Below are 15,352 nucleotides of genomic sequence, written 5' to 3'. Positions count from 1 at the left end.
ATGAACCTCCTCCATACTCTCTCACTTCTTGCCGGCGGCGCCTTTCTGATGAATGCAATTCCGCACCTCGTCAGCGGCGTTCTCGGCCGGCCCTTCCAATCGCCCTTCGCCAGGCCGCCCGGTGAAGGCTTGTCATCATCGACCGTCAATGTGCTCTGGGGCTTCGCCAATCTCGTACTGGCCTATCTGCTCCTCATCCGTTTCGGCAGCGTGCAGTGGGATGGCGCCACGGATGTCGCCGCCGCGGGCTTCGGGGCTTTCGCCATCGCCCTATTTTCCGCGCGTCATTTCGGCCGGTTCCATGGCGGGAATGCGCTGGAACGGCAATGACGCTGCGGACGTTCCGGTCGCTCCTCCACTACAATTACCGGCTATGGGCGGCGGGGGCGCTCGTGTCGAACATCGGCACCTGGGTCCAGCGAACCGCACAGGACTGGCTCGTCTTCGCCGAACTGACGCGGCATAACGGCTCGGCTGTCGGCATCGTCATGGCCCTGCAGTTTGCGCCACAGTTTCTGCTGCTTCCCTGGTCTGGTCACGCCGCCGACAGTCTGAACCAGCGCAAGCTCCTGATGGCGACGCAGGCGACGATGGGCGCGCTTGCCGTGGCGCTCGGCATTCTCACGGTCACGGGCCTCGCGCAGCTCTGGCACGTCTATGTCTTCGCCTTCCTGTTCGGCAGCGCCGCCGCGCTCGACGCGCCGGTCCGTCAGACCTTCGTCGCGGAGCTGGTCGGCGACGACGATCTGCCGAATGCGGTTGCGCTGAACTCCATGTCGTTCAATCTCGCGCGGATGATCGGTCCGGCCGTTTCGGGTGTCGCGATCGCCACCGTCGGCACTGGATGGGGCTTTCTCGCCAATGGCGCATCCTTCCTTGCCGTCCTGATTTCTCTGATGCTGCTGCGGCAGTCAGAGCTGCGGCCGAACAGACGGGCGCCCCGCGGCAAGGGCCGCTTCGTCGAAGGCCTACGCTATGTCCGCGGCCGCCCCGACCTCGTCGCGATCCTGCTCATGCTGTTCTTCATCGGCACCTTCGGCCTGAACTTTCCGATCTTCGTCTCAACGATGGGCGTGCGCATCTTCCATGTCGATGCCGCCGGCTACGGCCTGCTGTCGTCGATCATGGCGATCGGGACGATCACCGGCGCATTCCTGAATGCCGGCCGCGATCGCATCGAATTCCGCAATCTGATTGTCAGCGCCACGGTGTTTGGCTTCGGCTGCACGCTGGCAGCACTCGCGCCCGGTTACTGGTTCTTCGCGGCGGCGCTTGTCGTCATCGGCGTTGCCGCACTCTCCTTCACCAACGCCACCAACAGCCTGATGCAGCTTTCGACTGAGGCTACGATGCGCGGGCGGGTGATGGCGCTGCGCGTCGGCATCGCGCTCGGTGGCACGCCGATCGGAGCGCCCATCGTCGGCTGGGTGGCCGATCATGAAAGCCCGCGCTGGGCGATGGCCATCGCGGCACTATCGGGGATCATCGCCGCGGTGATCGGCGTATATGCCAACAAGAAACAGGTGGGAATTAGGTCATGATCGAAGGCAATCTGTGCCTCCGCAAGGTAACGAGGTTTCGCGATGTTCTCGATCATCGCGTCGGCCAAAGTAAAGTCATCGCCGCGCAGCGCCTTGCAGCCTTCATAGAAGGCTTCGATGAGGAGCGCGCGTGTCGGCCGCCTGCCAAATAAGAGTGTTTAGGAGGCAGCTATCTTTTCTTCAGCGGCGAATCTCACATTAAGTGCCCAGTTTCAATTTAGCTGCCGCGCTATCCGTTTGAAATTATTGCATGCGGAGTCTTGCGACTAAATGCAAACTGACAGACGATACAAAAGCGCTTATGGATTTCGCGATCGAGAACGAAGCTATTCTGATTTAATCAGCCGCTGGCCCCAATCGCCGGCTCAAGTCGGCAAACTTCTACCGAAGGAAATAAGAGTGCGGAGTTGGTGAATTGGAGGTAGCCTGCTTGGCTCTACCTCCAACTCCAATCCGTCCATACTCGACAATTCGGCGGCTGGCTGGATTACAGCGAGATTTCGCCTACGAGGCTGCGAGCAAATATCCCTCCTGCGGATCATCGATTGCAATCCCATTGATCGTGACCGAATATCCCCTTGTCGCGTCAATTCTCGAAACGGAAATTTCGTATTTGCCGCTGGGCAGTTCCAGCGCAGCCGAGTAGCCGTCCCATCCGGCCGGCAGTACAGGCTTGACGTGCAACCGCCCGCCCTCGGTTCGAATACCGAGGATGCCTTCGATTGCAACGCGATAGAACCATCCGGCCGAACCGGTATACCAACTCCAGCCACCGCGGCCCCGGAGGTCGCCTTCTCCATAAACGTCGCCGGCGATTACATAGGGCTCGACGCGATAGGTCTCCGCAGAGGATTTGTCGAGTGCGTGGTTGATCGGATTGAGCATTTCGACCGCGCGCCAGGCATCTTCGCCGCGGCCCATCCGGGCTAGGGCAAGAGCCGTCCAGGTGGCTGCATGAGTGTATTGGCCGCCGTTTTCACGGACGCCCGGCGGGTAAGCCTTGATCACACCCGGATCATTGACCGGTTTGACGAATGGCGGCGTCAGCAGGCGGATGAGCTTGGCCTCATCATCAACCAATTTATCGAGGACCGCGTTCATGGCCATGTTGCTGCGGTCGGCCTCTCCCTCGCCCGAGAGCACGCTCCAGGATTGGGCAATCGAGTCGATCTTGTCTTCCGTCGACTGGCTGGAGCCGAGAGGCGCGCCGTTGTCGTAGTAGCCACGGCGATAATATTCGCCATCCCAGCCGGCCGTTTCGATCGCGGCTTTGAGCTTTTCAAGATGATCCGACCAACGGCTGACGCGTTGCGTATCGCTGCGCGTTTCCGCATAGGCGATGAAGCGGCGCAAGGCACCTGCGAGGAACCAGCCCAGCCAAACGCTTTCGCCGCGGCCGGCGATGCCGACACGATCCATCTTGTCGCACCAGTCACCGCTCATCATCAGCGGCAGACCGTTGACGCCCGTGCGCTTGATCGCAAGATCGAGGCCGAGAGCGGCATGTTCGTAGAGTGATGCTGTCTCGTCGGAAACACGCGGCTGCAGGAAGGCGTCGTACTGGCCGGGGCTGAGCTGCGCACCTTCGACAAAGGGCAGCATCTCGTCCATGATCGAGGCGTCGCCGGTCACCGTGCAATATTGGTCGAGGGCATAGGCGAGCCAGACCGGATCGTCGGAGATGTTCGTGCGAACGCCGGCACCGCTATCTTCCAGCCACCAGTGCTGGAAATCGCCTTCCGGGAACTGACGGCGGCCGGTATTGAGGATCTGCTTGCGGGCGATCTCAGGCGAGTGCAGCAGGAAGGCGAGCGAATCCTGCAGCTGGTCGCGCAGGTTCCACGCACCGCTCGATTGGTAGAAGGCGGTGCGGGCCATGATGCGGCAGCTATAGGTTTGATAGGGCAGCCAATTATTGACCATGAAGTCAAGCCGCTGGTCCGGTGTCGAGACACGCGTCTTGCCGGTGAAGCTCTTCCAGAACTCACGCGTCTTCTCAAGAACCTCCGCAAAACCGATGGAGCGGATGTCGGCGATGAGGGCGGCGGCTTCCTCCTGCGAGGCGGCGTCAACCATATAGAAGCAGATGTCGCGCACTTCGCCGGGTTCGATCGTCAGGTCGAATGCCATGGCAGCTGCCGGATCACCATCGAGATCGACGGCATTGGAGAGCCGCGAGCCGGCCGAGACCGTGCGCGGCTGCTGGATCGTTCCGTGCCGGCCGATGAACTCGCGGCGGCTGGTGGAAACGCTCGATGGTGCTTCGCTTGCAGCAAATGCCGCAACACGCGTCCCGAAGTTTACGCTGAACGGATTTTTCGCAAAGACCGCTCCGCTCACGCTGTCGAAGTTCGATATAATGAAGGGCTTGCTCTTCGTCGGGTTGTTGCCGAGAATCCATTCAGCATAGCCGTAAAGACGCAGCTTGCGTGCTTCACCCGCATCGTTGCGGATGCGCAATTGCGTCAACTTGACCGGCTTTTCCACGTGGAGGGTCTGAGTGACTTCCAGGGAAATCTCATCCTGAACCGTCGAGAAGACCGAGTAGCCGAGGCCGTGGCGGGCTTCGAAGCGCGTGTCTGAGCGCTGTGCCAGCGAGGCATAGGGCACGATGACGGAGCCGCGGTCGAGATCCTTCAAGTAGAAGGCCTCGCCTGGCCGGTTGGTCACCATGTCGTTGGTCCAGGGCGTCAGCTGATGGTCGCGGGAGTTTTGGCTCCAGGTGAAGGCAGCACCTTCCGCCGAGACATGGAAGCCGAAGCTCTCGTTGGCTACGATGTTGACCCACGGATGCGGCGTCTGTTCGCCGCCGGACAGGCGCACGACATATTCGCTGCCATCGGCCGCAAAGCCGCCATAGCCGTTCCAGAAGGCAAGATCGCTGCCATCGACCGGGGAGATTCCGGCAGTGTCACGAATCATACGCGGCACCAGGGTTGAATCGCCCCACTGACCAAGCAGCGCAGGCGAACCGGCAACGGAACGAGCCTTCTGCACCTGATCGATGAGGCTGCCGTCGCGACCGCGCAGCACGACGCGCGAGGCGGCGATGATGGCGTCATAGGCCTCCGGAGTCGTCAGATCCTTGCGCAGGACGTAGATATTGCGCTGGATGCCGGCGACCTCGCTGGCGTGACGCGCCGCGTCACAGAGCTGATCGATGGTCCGCTGCATTTCGGCAGCCGCCTCACCGGTGCGCTCGTTGAAGATGACGAGATCGACCTCGACTCCGCGCGACTGCAAGAGGCCCTGCGCACGCAGCAGTTCCTTGACAAGATCCGTGCCGAGCTCGTCGGTGATGCGTAAAGTCATCAGGGGTGAATCGCCCGACAAGGTAGCGCCCCAAAGAACGGACTGCGAATTCAGCCCCTTGCGGACCGCCTCGTTATCGGCACGCAGTGCCATGTCGGGATATATGATGTAGCGGGCAAAGCGTTGGTAGCCAGCCGCCTCCTTCGAATTGACGCCGATCTGGCGCAGCTGGCTCTGCGTTCTCGTCCAGGCCTGAACAAGACCTTGGGCAAAGCTTTCCGGCTGGCGATAGTGCTCGACCGCCGCCTCGAGTTCGGCGCGTTCGGCGGCAGCAATGGTCCAGAAGGTTACGCTGACCTTCTCACCAGCCGGCACGCGAAGCGTCCGACGCAGCGACAGGCAGGTATCCATCGTGAAGCCGCTGGAATTGGAAAGTTCCGCACCGGCGTCGAAGGCCGCCGCCTCCGTCAGCGTGCGCCCCCGCCCAAGGAAGCGCATGCGATCCGTCTCATAGTGTGTCTGCAGGCTCTCGCCCGATGTATCGACGATGAGATGGGCGATAGCGACCTCGGGATCCGTCACGCCGCGCTTCTGCCGCTCGACGAAAATCGCATCGCCCTTTGCAGCGATTTCGGTCTTCAGGAACATGCGGGCAAAGACGGGGTGACCCGTATCGACGGCATCGAGAGTGGCGACAGGCTCCATGTAGGAGGTCACCTCGATCACTCGATCTTCCGTGCCGGTGTTGCTGATCGTCAGGCGACGGCCTTCCGCATCGTAATTGCTTGCGACGAAGACTTCCATTTCGCTTGTCAGCTCACCGACGGTCTTGATGAACTCCGCCTTGTCGTCGCTGAAGCTTACGCGAACATGCTCGTTGGCAATCGAGCGCGGCTCTGCCGTCGCAGACCACCATTCGTTCGATGCAGTGTCGCGCAGAAAGACGAACGATCCCCAGCGATCCTCGGTCGGATCCGCACGCCAGCGGTTGACGGAGAGATTTTTCCAGCGGCTGTAGCCGGAGCCGGTCGCCGTCAGCATCGTGGAGTAACGGCCGTTCGACAACAGCAACAGCTCGCGCTCACGTGACGCCGGATCTTCCAGGCGCCGCACTTCCGGACGCATCAGGTCGCCTTGGATGGTCGCGGGTGCATCTGTTTCGTGCTTCGAGGCCATGACGGGGATGTCACGCGGCGCCTTTTCCTGCAGCAGCAATTCGGCTGCCTCGATTACCGGGTCCGCATGGAACAGCTCGCGCAGCAGGCCGTCGAAAGCCACGTTGGCAACCGCGGCAATCGACATGCCGTGGTGGTGCGCATAGTAGTTGTAAACCACTGCGCATTGCTTGCCCTCGGGTACGCGGCTTGCCGTGAAATCGACGGCATCGTGGAAACCATACATGCCGAGCGCGCCGACGGCCCGCAACCGCTCAAGGTTTTCGAGGGCTGCAACCGGATTGTACTGGCTGGCGAGCAACGAGGCATAAGGCGCGATGACTGCGTTCTGTCCGAGACCGCGTTTGAGGCCGAGCGTCGGCACCCCGAAGTTGCTGTATTGATAGTTCATCTGATGATCGCGGGCGTTGAAGGCCGCTTCCGAGATGCCCCATGGCGTGCCAAGCTTGCGCGCATAGTTCATCTGCTCGAGAACGATCAGATTGTTGGTCTGGTTGAGAATCCCGCCGCTGCGCTCCTGCATGACGAGAGGCGGCATCAGATATTCGAACATCGAGCCGGACCAGGAAACCAGCGCACCGCGTGTGCCGACAGGCACGACGTGGCGGCCGAGCTTGTACCAATGCTCCGTCGGCAAATCACCTTTTGCTACGGAGAAGAGGCTCGTCAGACGCGCTTCCGAAGCAAGCAGATCGTAGCAGGCGGCATCCACTTCTTCCGTCTCGACGCGGAAGCCGATCGACAGCAGCCGGCGTTCCGGGCGATAGAGGAAGCTGAAATCCATATCGAAGGCGATTTCACGGGCGCGATTGCCGATCCGCGTCAGCCTTTCGCTGATATCAGGTGCTTGGGCGGGATCGAAAGCCTTGTCTACCTGATGGAGTTCGCAGGTCTCGACCAGCTTCTCCGCCCAATGGACGACTTCCTCGCTCCGCGTGGTCTTGACTTCCCTGTCAAGGCTGCCGGCAAGTTCGCGGATTTCCCGAGCTTGCCCGGCGAATCGCTCGATGAGGCCCGAGGAGAATTCCTTCTCGCGTTTGCCGGTCGCGACCGCCGCTTCAAGCTCGGCGATACGGCCGTCGAGTCGGTCATGAAGAGATCGGTTCGAGCGCGTATCGTCATCAAGCTCTGAAAGCACCTCGCGCAGAATTGCCGCGACATCGCCGATGCCGTCGAGATCGGTATGGATATGGGCGAGCGGAGCCTGGGCCCAGATGCGGCACGCCGATGAAACGGCAATCAGATGGCCGGCAAAATTTCCGCTATCGACCGAGGATACATATTTGCGGCCCAGCGGCTTCAGCGTGTCGGTATGATACCAGTTGAACAGGTGGCCTCGATATTTTTCCAGCTTTTCGACCGTCTCGATCGTCTGTTCAATGCGCTTGACCGCGTCTTCGAACGAAATCCAGCCGAAACGACGCGCCGAAATGACCGACAGCAGATAGACGCCGATATTGGTCGGCGACGTACGCATGGCAACGACGGCGTGCGGCGTTTGCTGAACATTGTCTGGCGGCAGGAAGTGCTGATCGGGAACGACGAAGTGGTCAAAATAGCGCCAGGTACGTCTCGCAATCTTGCGCAATTCGTTGCGAACGTGGTCGGGCACAACAAGCCGATCTTCGGTTTCCGCCGTCTGGCTCACCAGCCAGGCGATGGCTGGCGACAGCACCCAGAGAAATACGAAAGGAAGCCCGACCAGCCAAGCGATGTCGCCGGAAGAGGCGGCGAAGACCAGCGCCAGAATTGCGAGCAGCGGCGCGCGCCACATGACCTTGTAATGACCGAGGATCGTCGTCTGGGCCATGGCCTGCGCGCTTGCGGCGGTGCGCCATTGCAGCATCAGCTTGCGGCTGACGAACATGCGATAGAGCGAGCGGACGATCGCGTCGGCCATGACGCAGGCGATGTCGGCGATGAAGATAATGCGCAGCGCCACCTGGGCATTGGCATTCTCAATATCTTTCCAGACGGTATGAAGATGCGCCCGCAGGATGATGTCGCTGGTTCGCGGGATGATGCCGTTGATCAGCGACAATGTCGGGGCAACGAACAGGCTGAAGATCAGCAGGATCTGCCAGATGAGCGCGCCGAAAGGATCCATCCAGTACCAACCGAGCACGGAAGCGAAGAACCAGGCGATCGGCGTCAGCGAGCGACGCAAATTGTCGAGCATCTTCCAGCAGCCGAGCGCGGTAATGCCACGGCGCTCGTCGAAAATGTACGGAATAAGCTGCCAGTCGCCGCGTGCCCAGCGATGCTGACGCGAGACTTCGACTTCGTAGCGAATGGGGAAATCTTCAACGAGCTCGCAGTCCGTCACCAGGCCGCATCGCGCCATCGAGCCTTCGAGCAGGTCGTGGCTCAATATCGAGTTCTCGCTGATCCGCCCCTTCAGCGAGGCTTCGAAGGCGTCGACATGATAAAGTCCCTTGCCGGTGAAGGTACCCTCGCCGGTGATGTCCTGATAAACGTCGGAGACGGCGAAGACGTAAGGGTCAAGACCGCGATTGACCGAGAAGACGCGCTGGAAGGTCGATGCGTCCTTGCCCGTCGTCAGCGACGGCGTCACGCGCGGCTGCAGCACGCCATAACCATCGACGACGCGCTGCTTCTGGTCGTCGAAAACCGGGCGGTTGATCGGATGATGCATCTTGCCGACGAGTTTGACGACGGTATCACGCACAACGCGTGTATCGCTGTCCAGCGTCATGACGTACTTGACGTCGGCCGGCACGACATCGAAGCCCGTAATAAAACTCGTGTCCTGGCTGCCGCGCAACAGCATATTGAGCTCGTGCAGCTTGCCGCGCTTACGCTCCCAACCCATCCAGACGCCTTCGGCCGGGTTATGCTGCCGACGGCGATGCAGGAGATAGAAGCGCTGCCTGCCTTCTTCCGAGTAGCGTGATTCCAGTTCGGCGATCTTGCTGCGCGCGTAATCGAGAACGTCGAGATCGCGGGCGGTCTGTTCTTCCTCGGCATCCGGCCAGTCGGTCAGGAGTGCGTAGTATATCTCGCCACGAGCATTGGCAAGGTAATGTACCTCAAGATTGCGGACGAGCTCATCGACGTGCTCGCGCCTGCCGATTAGAGAAGGAATGGTGACGAGCGTGCGGGCGTCGGCAGGCAAGCCCTTCTTGAATTCATAGCCGACGAGACGATCCGGTGTGATGAAGAATGTGGCGAAGAAATTGAAGAGGCCGGTTGCGCCCTCGGATGCCGGGAGCGCGAACATCAGCAGCAGAACGATCGTCGCAAACAGCGGCATTCCCGCGTCGACGAATGCCCATTCGACCAAGACGAGCGCCAGCAATGTCAACAGGAGTACCGGGATGGCGATCGATAGCCAATTCAGCTTGCGGACCATCCGCATGAACCGCAGGCCGAGCGTCGGCCGGAAACCGATTTCCGCCTCGAGTACCGGGCGCCCGTTGCCGACGAAATAGTAGCCGATATTGCTCGCAGATCCGTCCCTGCTCTCATTTTTTGCACGGTCGGTCAGCCGCACGGCGGCCTCGGCGATATCCATCTCCGTCTTGTCGGAGCGCTTTGCAAGCTTTTCGATCTGGCGGCGGTAGCTGTTGCGAGATCCGGCATCGAGCTCTGCATAATCCGTCTGCTGCCAGAGCAGTTTGTCGATGGTACTGACCTCTTCGACCCACTCCGACCAATCAGTGTCGTTGATCTCGCGCAGGCTCTTGATGATACTGCCCATCAGCGCATTGGCCGCGCCGAGGCGGGTCTGCTCGGCCGACATGACGGCTTCCGCATCCGTTCCCGTAGCGGAAAGCTTGGCCTCCAGCCAGTTCAACGCAGCCTCGGTCGGCTCCAGCGCATTGCGAAGCCGATAATGCAGCTGCGTGACGAAGGTCGTGTCGTCGAGATTGGCGGCCAGCGTCTCCAGATATTGTGCTGCGCCGGCGTCACCGAGCGAAATTGCCTCGGTGGCCGCTGCATTGGCCGCCGCGCGCATTTCGCGGCTCTTGTCGATCTGCGATGCCACCCGGCGAAGATTGTCGATCAACACATAGCGCACCAGCGAAGGAAGCGCCCAGAGTTCGCCGATCCGCAAGGTCTCGCGGTCCTGGAACCCTTCGGTGATCGCGGTCATGCCGGCATTGCTGATATTGCTGTGCGCATGCGCCATGTAGAGCCAGGCGAGCGCGAGGGTGCGCGGCACCTCCGTGCCATCAAGATTGATCTTGCGCAGTTCGCGATAGAATTTCTTCGGGAAGTCGCGGCGAACTTCCTGGATTGCCTCTTCGACGATGTAGTGATTGTCGAGCAGCCATTCGGCAGCCGGCGTGATGCTTTCGCCAGCGTCGACATCCGCGGCGGCGGCGCGATAGACCCGCAGGATCTCGTTTTCGTTCTCCTTATGCCGGAGATAGAAATCGAAACTATTGAATTTAAGGAGATCAAGCGTGCGAGTTTCCGCAAACTTTGCTGCCATCGCTCTCAGCTGATCGTTGGACAAGAGAGTGGCGCGAATTCCGAATTCGCGATCCAGATGAGCCATCTGAGGAGTTGGAGCAGAATCGTTGACAGTATCTTTAGATGACATGTGTCTTTCGCTTTTGTCTCGTCGTTTCTCGAATGCAGAGTTCCAGAAACGAGAACCCGGAGCCTGAGATCTTCGTTGCAGCACCCCAGTTGACGGTAACTGGGGTAATGATTGCCGCTTAACTAGCCGCACCACCCTGAACGTAGGATTAATTGTCTGGGCCGGCGACCATGGCGGCCGTCGGAATTGCCGTCTTGAAGCAACCGTCGTGGCTGAGCTTTCGTGCAAAGCTCCTTAGAGGCAAAGCTAGACAGCAGCGCTGACCTCCAGCGTCGCCTAGCATATGCTCTTCAAACCGAAGATGGGAGCTGGCTCTTCGCACCGATGAAGTTTTGTGCCTATAAGGATATGACCGCGAAGAAATACGATGATAGACGCGATGGGCGTCGGGCGGAAAAGCAGCTGCAGTCCTGGTTCACCTCCGTGCCTCAAGCCGATCATCTTAACCAAGAGTTGACGGAAGCGCTCACGACATTTCTTGCCGGCTACGGCAAATCGCCGAGCACGGCCTGTCGGATCAGCGTAACCAGCGATTTCTACCAAAGCCAAAACAATCGATCGGCAGATGATCATGTTTTGACCCATCTCTTGATTGCTGTGGCAAGTCGCCTATCACCTGAAGAGCGCGTCAGACTGAGAGCGCCCTCTAGGTGCGAATCCTCGCGTATCCTGCAGTTTTCAGCCGAACTTCGTGCCACTGCGTAGGCTTACCACGCAGACGCCGTCGAAACATCCATAATGCGTGATATTACAATATGTTAGAAGAAATAGGATGCAGGAGTGCAACTCCCTTCAAGAGCCAAATGTGTTGAGATTAGCAGCGCGGATCTGTCCTGTCTGGTGTAGACCGCAAATTCATTGGGCTCGTTCCGGTCTGTCGCCGGAACATCGCGATGAACGCTGAAGAACTGTTATATCCTAGGACCTTTGCGATTGATTGCACTGATCTGCCGTCTTCTATCAGTGATAGCGAGGCGATCAGCTTCAGCCTTTGTCGCCATTCGTTGAAAGATATGCCGAGATGTCCACTGAACCGGCGTGACAGGGTTTTTTCCGTGGTCTGAAGAGATCGTGCCCATTCCGAGAGAGAGCGGCGGTCGCTCGGGTCCGCCTGCAACGCGTGGATCAGCGGCTGCAGCAGATCGTCGTCCGAGATGGGCAGGAAGCTCTCACGCCTTGGCGCGTTCAGCAACTGGTCGATCAGGACGAATGCAAGCCGCCGATCCGCATCCGTCTCCGGCACCGTTATCCGACGCGCGGCAAAATCTGCAAGGATAGCCTTGGTCAGTGGGCTGAGCTCGAGCGTGCAGGCTGTTTCGGGCATGCCGACGCAGAGGTCGCGGTCGATATAAATCGAGACGAATCTAACGTTTTCGCGGTTATGGCAGGCGTGTAACGCGTTAGCGGGTATCCATGTTGCGTAATGAGGCGGACAGAGAAAACGCCTCCCCTCAACCCGCGCTTCCATTACACCGGTGACAGCATAACCGACCTTGCACCAGGGCTGCCGTTTCTCCTCAAAGACAGCCCCGGCCCCGTAGTTTTCTGTCCGGAACGACAGAGGCGCCGGGTCCTTGCCGACAGGAATGACAGTCTTCATCCTTGGTCCTATCGTCGTAACTCAATGTCCTTTTATCGCTATATATCGCAAGAAAGACATTTGCTAGGCAGGAGCCAATACGAACAAGGAGGCTCGGATGCCTATCAAATATCTGCTCTTCTCGTTGCTGGCAGTCCTGATCTGGGTGGGGAATACCATCGTCAGCAAGCTGGCCGCAGGCACCATTGCGCCCGGCACTATCGCGTTCGCGCGCCGGTTCATCGCATTCGTCATCCTGACACCGCTGGTCGGACGTGATGCTTGGCGCCAGCGTCAGACGATCGCATCCCACGTGCCCAAGCTCATCCTGCTCGGCCTGCTGGGCATGGCTGCATGCCAGGGCCTCGGATATTACGCCGCCGGATTCACTACGGCCACCAACATGGCGATCATGCTCTCGCTCGTATCGATGCTGACGTTGATCCTCGGCGCGGTTTTCTTCCATGAGCGGCCCTCCAGCCTTGCGGTGATCGGTGGCGTTGTTTCCTTGTCCGGCATCTTTGTCGTTCTCAGCCACGGCGATCCATCCAGGCTTCTGTCGGAGGGAGTGGGACGCGGCGATGCCATGATGCTGGTCGCGGTTCTGGCTTATGCCGCTTACGGCATTCTTCTGAGGCGCTGGGCCATTCCGCTTGCCACCTGGACGTCGATCTATGTGCAGATCGGTGCCGCGGTCGTGCTGCTCGTCCCAAGCTATCTGCTGTCGGCCCCGTCCGGCTTGAACCTGTCAAATACTGCCATGGTGCTTTACGCGGCAATCCCCGGTTCGATCCTTGCGCCATTCGTATGGATGTCGGCAGTAAAGCATCTCGGCGCGGCCCGCACAGCGATCTTCATGAACCTGATCCCGGTACTCACCGCCATCGTTGCGGCCATCTTTCTCGGCGAGACCTTGTATGTCTACCATCTCATTGGTGGCGGCATGACAGTGGCCGGTATCATCCTCGTGCAGCGGAAATCTGTCCGCGAACGATCACACCAGAAGACAGTGGCGACGAGAGCTCAATGAGGAGCCGGCCGAAGACCGTCGCCGTAAGATACTGGACTACTCGCTTCACCTCGACCATGATGGCTCCTTGCCTCGTGGTTTCATTTGCCGGGCTCCTGCCGCAGACGATATCTCCAGCCTGCAAAGATATTCCGGTCTTGCTTGTGCACGGACAGAACGACACGACGATACCCCGATGGCTTCGACACTCGCTGCTGCTTAGCTTGGCGCCACGGGTTTCGAAGTCGAATCGAGGTCGAGTCGGGCGTCGGTCACACCATTTCGTCGACAGGCGCGGCTACCTCAATCGCAAGCCGGGAGAGATCGCCCTATTTTCGGGCAGCTTTGAATCATCTCCGGGCCGCTCGTCATGCGGTTGCATTCACGAGATGGTCCGATACGGTCGAGATGAACGCACGAAGACGCTGAAGACGTCGTAGGTCTCGGTGATATCCCATCCAGATGTCTCGCGCTGGCGGAGGCGTCGGCAGTTCCAGTCTGCGGATACCCGCGATCTGATCGCCGACCACGCGGGGCAGGACGGCGATTCCGATGCCTTGCCGACACATGCGCCCCTGGACGTTGCGGTTGTTCGATCGCAGGACGGGTCTCGCGTTGGGGAAGCTCTCGATGAGCCAAGCGATATCGGGGAACTGCCCGGTGGACGTATCGTGGGTAATCAGCCGGAAACCGGTTCCGTCGCCATATTTGGGATCGGGCGACTCCTCTGCAACGTAAACGCCGTATTCGAGCCTGAAGAGCCGCCGCTGAACGACATCGGCGGTGTTGAACGGAACGATACGAAAAGCGACGTCAGCCTCCCGCTGGGCAAGGTTGAACAGGCGCGTGCCGGTCAGGATCTCCACGTCGACATTGGGATAGGCGTTGGAGAAATCCGCCAGGATCGGAGGCAGCACATAGGCCCCGAACCAGTCCGCTGATGAAACGCGCAGACTGCCTTTGAGATTTTGCTCCTGGCCCGCAAGCCGGCGCTCCATGGCCAGCGCGCCCTCTTCCATCTGCTCCGCCAGCGCGATGACCCCGTGGCCCTCTTCGGTCAGGACAAGACCGTCGGCGGTCCGTTGGAAGAGCGTGTGACCGATCGCCTGCTCAAGTGCGCGCAGTCGCCTGCCGACAGTCGGATGGCTTGTCTGAAGGGAACGCGCGGCGCCGCCGAGCGTGCCGGATCGCGCAACAGCAAGAAAGATTCTGACGTCACTCCATTCCATCTTAGCCCCCCACAAAACTGAACGCTGAGAATACATTTTTGTCACTTAAAGAACAAATCTAAGCACCTAGATTTCCACTATCGGTCCATCGGACCATCGCTCGTGTATCACCTCATGTCATTCGGAAGGATCGGCAAATGTCTCTTAAGTCTCTCTATCTCGGTGCTGCGGCTCTTGCAGTGGTGTTCGGCGCGCCCTCCGCTTTCGCGCAGCCGGCCCAAAATGTGATTTTGGTCCATGGCGCGTTGGTCGATGGCAGCGGCTGGAGGGGCGTCTATGAGCGCCTGGTGGCCAAAGGCTTGAAAGTCACGATCGTCCAGGAACCGAATACTTCGCTGCCGGATGATGTTCAGGCGGTTCACCGCGCTATCGAGCAGCAAAATGGACCGGTCGTCCTCGTCGGCCACAGCTATGGTGGTCAGATCATCACCGAAGCCGGCGTCGACCCAAAGGTTTCGGCACTTATCTATGTCGCGGCCATCGTCCCGGATGTTGGCGAGAGCGTAGGCGATCTGTTTGAGAAGTGGCCGAGTCCGACCGCGGACACGTTCAAGCCGACTTCTGACGGTTTCCTGCTGTTCGATCCCGCGAAGTTCCGGGTGGGATTCGCCGCTGACCTGTCCAAGGCCGAGACGGATTTCATGGCTAACTCGCAGGTGCCGGTTTCGGCGAAGATTCTTGGAACCAAGACGCAGCACGCAGCCTGGAAGACCAAGCCGAGCTACGGCATCGTGGCCGGGCTGGACATGGCTGTCAGCGCCGAGGCAGAGCGGTCTATGTACAAGCGGGCAAGTGCGAAGGTCACCGAGGTGCCCGGTGCCAGCCATGCGGTTTATATCTCGCATCCGCGCGAAGTCGCCGACGTCATCGCCGAAGCAGCGAGCAAATGAAGCCGATGCTCTGATGGTCAGGCTCAGGGCTGCGGATGTTTCGTGACATGCGCCGAAGCCACCCCTGTGGCGGCATCGCGACCGGCCAACTCATCGGCGCGGGTCTC

The 15,352-nt window shown here is 59.8% G+C and carries 8 protein-coding genes; 5 read left to right on the top strand and 3 right to left on the bottom strand.

The window, feature by feature from the left end:
• From PH558_RS25135 to PH558_RS25125, 3 genes are read left to right on the top strand one after another with little or no spacing between them, the layout of a single operon-like run.
• The gene (locus tag PH558_RS25135) at window positions 1-330 is read left to right on the top strand and encodes a hypothetical protein (RefSeq protein ID WP_095437929.1); all 330 of its coding nucleotides are present in this window, start codon (window positions 1-3) and stop codon (window positions 328-330) included.
• Window positions 327-1,541, top strand: a complete 1,215-nt coding sequence (locus PH558_RS25130; RefSeq protein WP_285207181.1) for an MFS transporter — start codon at window positions 327-329, stop codon at window positions 1,539-1,541. Before PH558_RS25135 ends, PH558_RS25130 begins: the two co-directional genes overlap by 4 nt.
• Window positions 1,538-1,693, top strand: coding sequence for a hypothetical protein (locus PH558_RS25125; protein ID WP_285207178.1), 156 nt, complete (start codon window positions 1,538-1,540; stop codon window positions 1,691-1,693). Before PH558_RS25130 ends, PH558_RS25125 begins: the two co-directional genes overlap by 4 nt.
• Window positions 1,694-2,045: 352 nt before the next feature.
• Here the strand turns inward: PH558_RS25125 and PH558_RS25120 are convergent, their stop codons facing one another.
• Both PH558_RS25120 and PH558_RS25115 read right to left on the bottom strand, forming a co-directional pair.
• Window positions 2,046-10,538 carry a glycoside hydrolase family 94 protein gene (locus PH558_RS25120; RefSeq protein ID WP_483314185.1) on the bottom strand — a complete coding sequence of 2,831 codons (8,493 nt, stop codon included), beginning with the start codon at window positions 10,536-10,538 and terminating at the stop codon, window positions 2,046-2,048.
• A gap of 814 nt (window positions 10,539-11,352) precedes the next feature.
• A complete protein-coding gene (locus PH558_RS25115) occupies window positions 11,353-12,138 on the bottom strand; it encodes an AraC family transcriptional regulator (protein WP_285207177.1) in 786 nt (261 codons plus the stop codon).
• 97 nt (window positions 12,139-12,235) lie between these two features.
• Here PH558_RS25115 and PH558_RS25110 point away from each other — a divergent pair, with 97 nt between their 5' ends.
• Window positions 12,236-13,147, top strand: coding sequence for a DMT family transporter (locus tag PH558_RS25110; protein ID WP_285207172.1), 912 nt, complete (start codon window positions 12,236-12,238; stop codon window positions 13,145-13,147).
• A gap of 347 nt (window positions 13,148-13,494) precedes the next feature.
• Here the strand turns inward: PH558_RS25110 and PH558_RS25105 are convergent, their stop codons facing one another.
• The gene (locus PH558_RS25105; protein ID WP_285207169.1) at window positions 13,495-14,355 is read right to left on the bottom strand and encodes a LysR family transcriptional regulator; all 861 of its coding nucleotides are present in this window, start codon (window positions 14,353-14,355) and stop codon (window positions 13,495-13,497) included.
• A gap of 137 nt (window positions 14,356-14,492) precedes the next feature.
• Between PH558_RS25105 and PH558_RS25100 the strand changes: the two genes are divergently transcribed.
• Window positions 14,493-15,245 carry an alpha/beta fold hydrolase gene (locus PH558_RS25100; protein ID WP_285207167.1) on the top strand — a complete coding sequence of 251 codons (753 nt, stop codon included), beginning with the start codon at window positions 14,493-14,495 and terminating at the stop codon, window positions 15,243-15,245.
• The last annotated feature ends 107 nt before the right edge of the window (window positions 15,246-15,352 follow it).

The sequence above is a fragment of the Rhizobium pantanalense genome (assembly GCF_030182525.1).
Lineage (GTDB): Bacteria > Pseudomonadota > Alphaproteobacteria > Rhizobiales > Rhizobiaceae > Rhizobium.
Note: the sequence above shows the minus strand (reverse complement) of the source record. Positions and strands in the feature narration are given on the sequence as shown.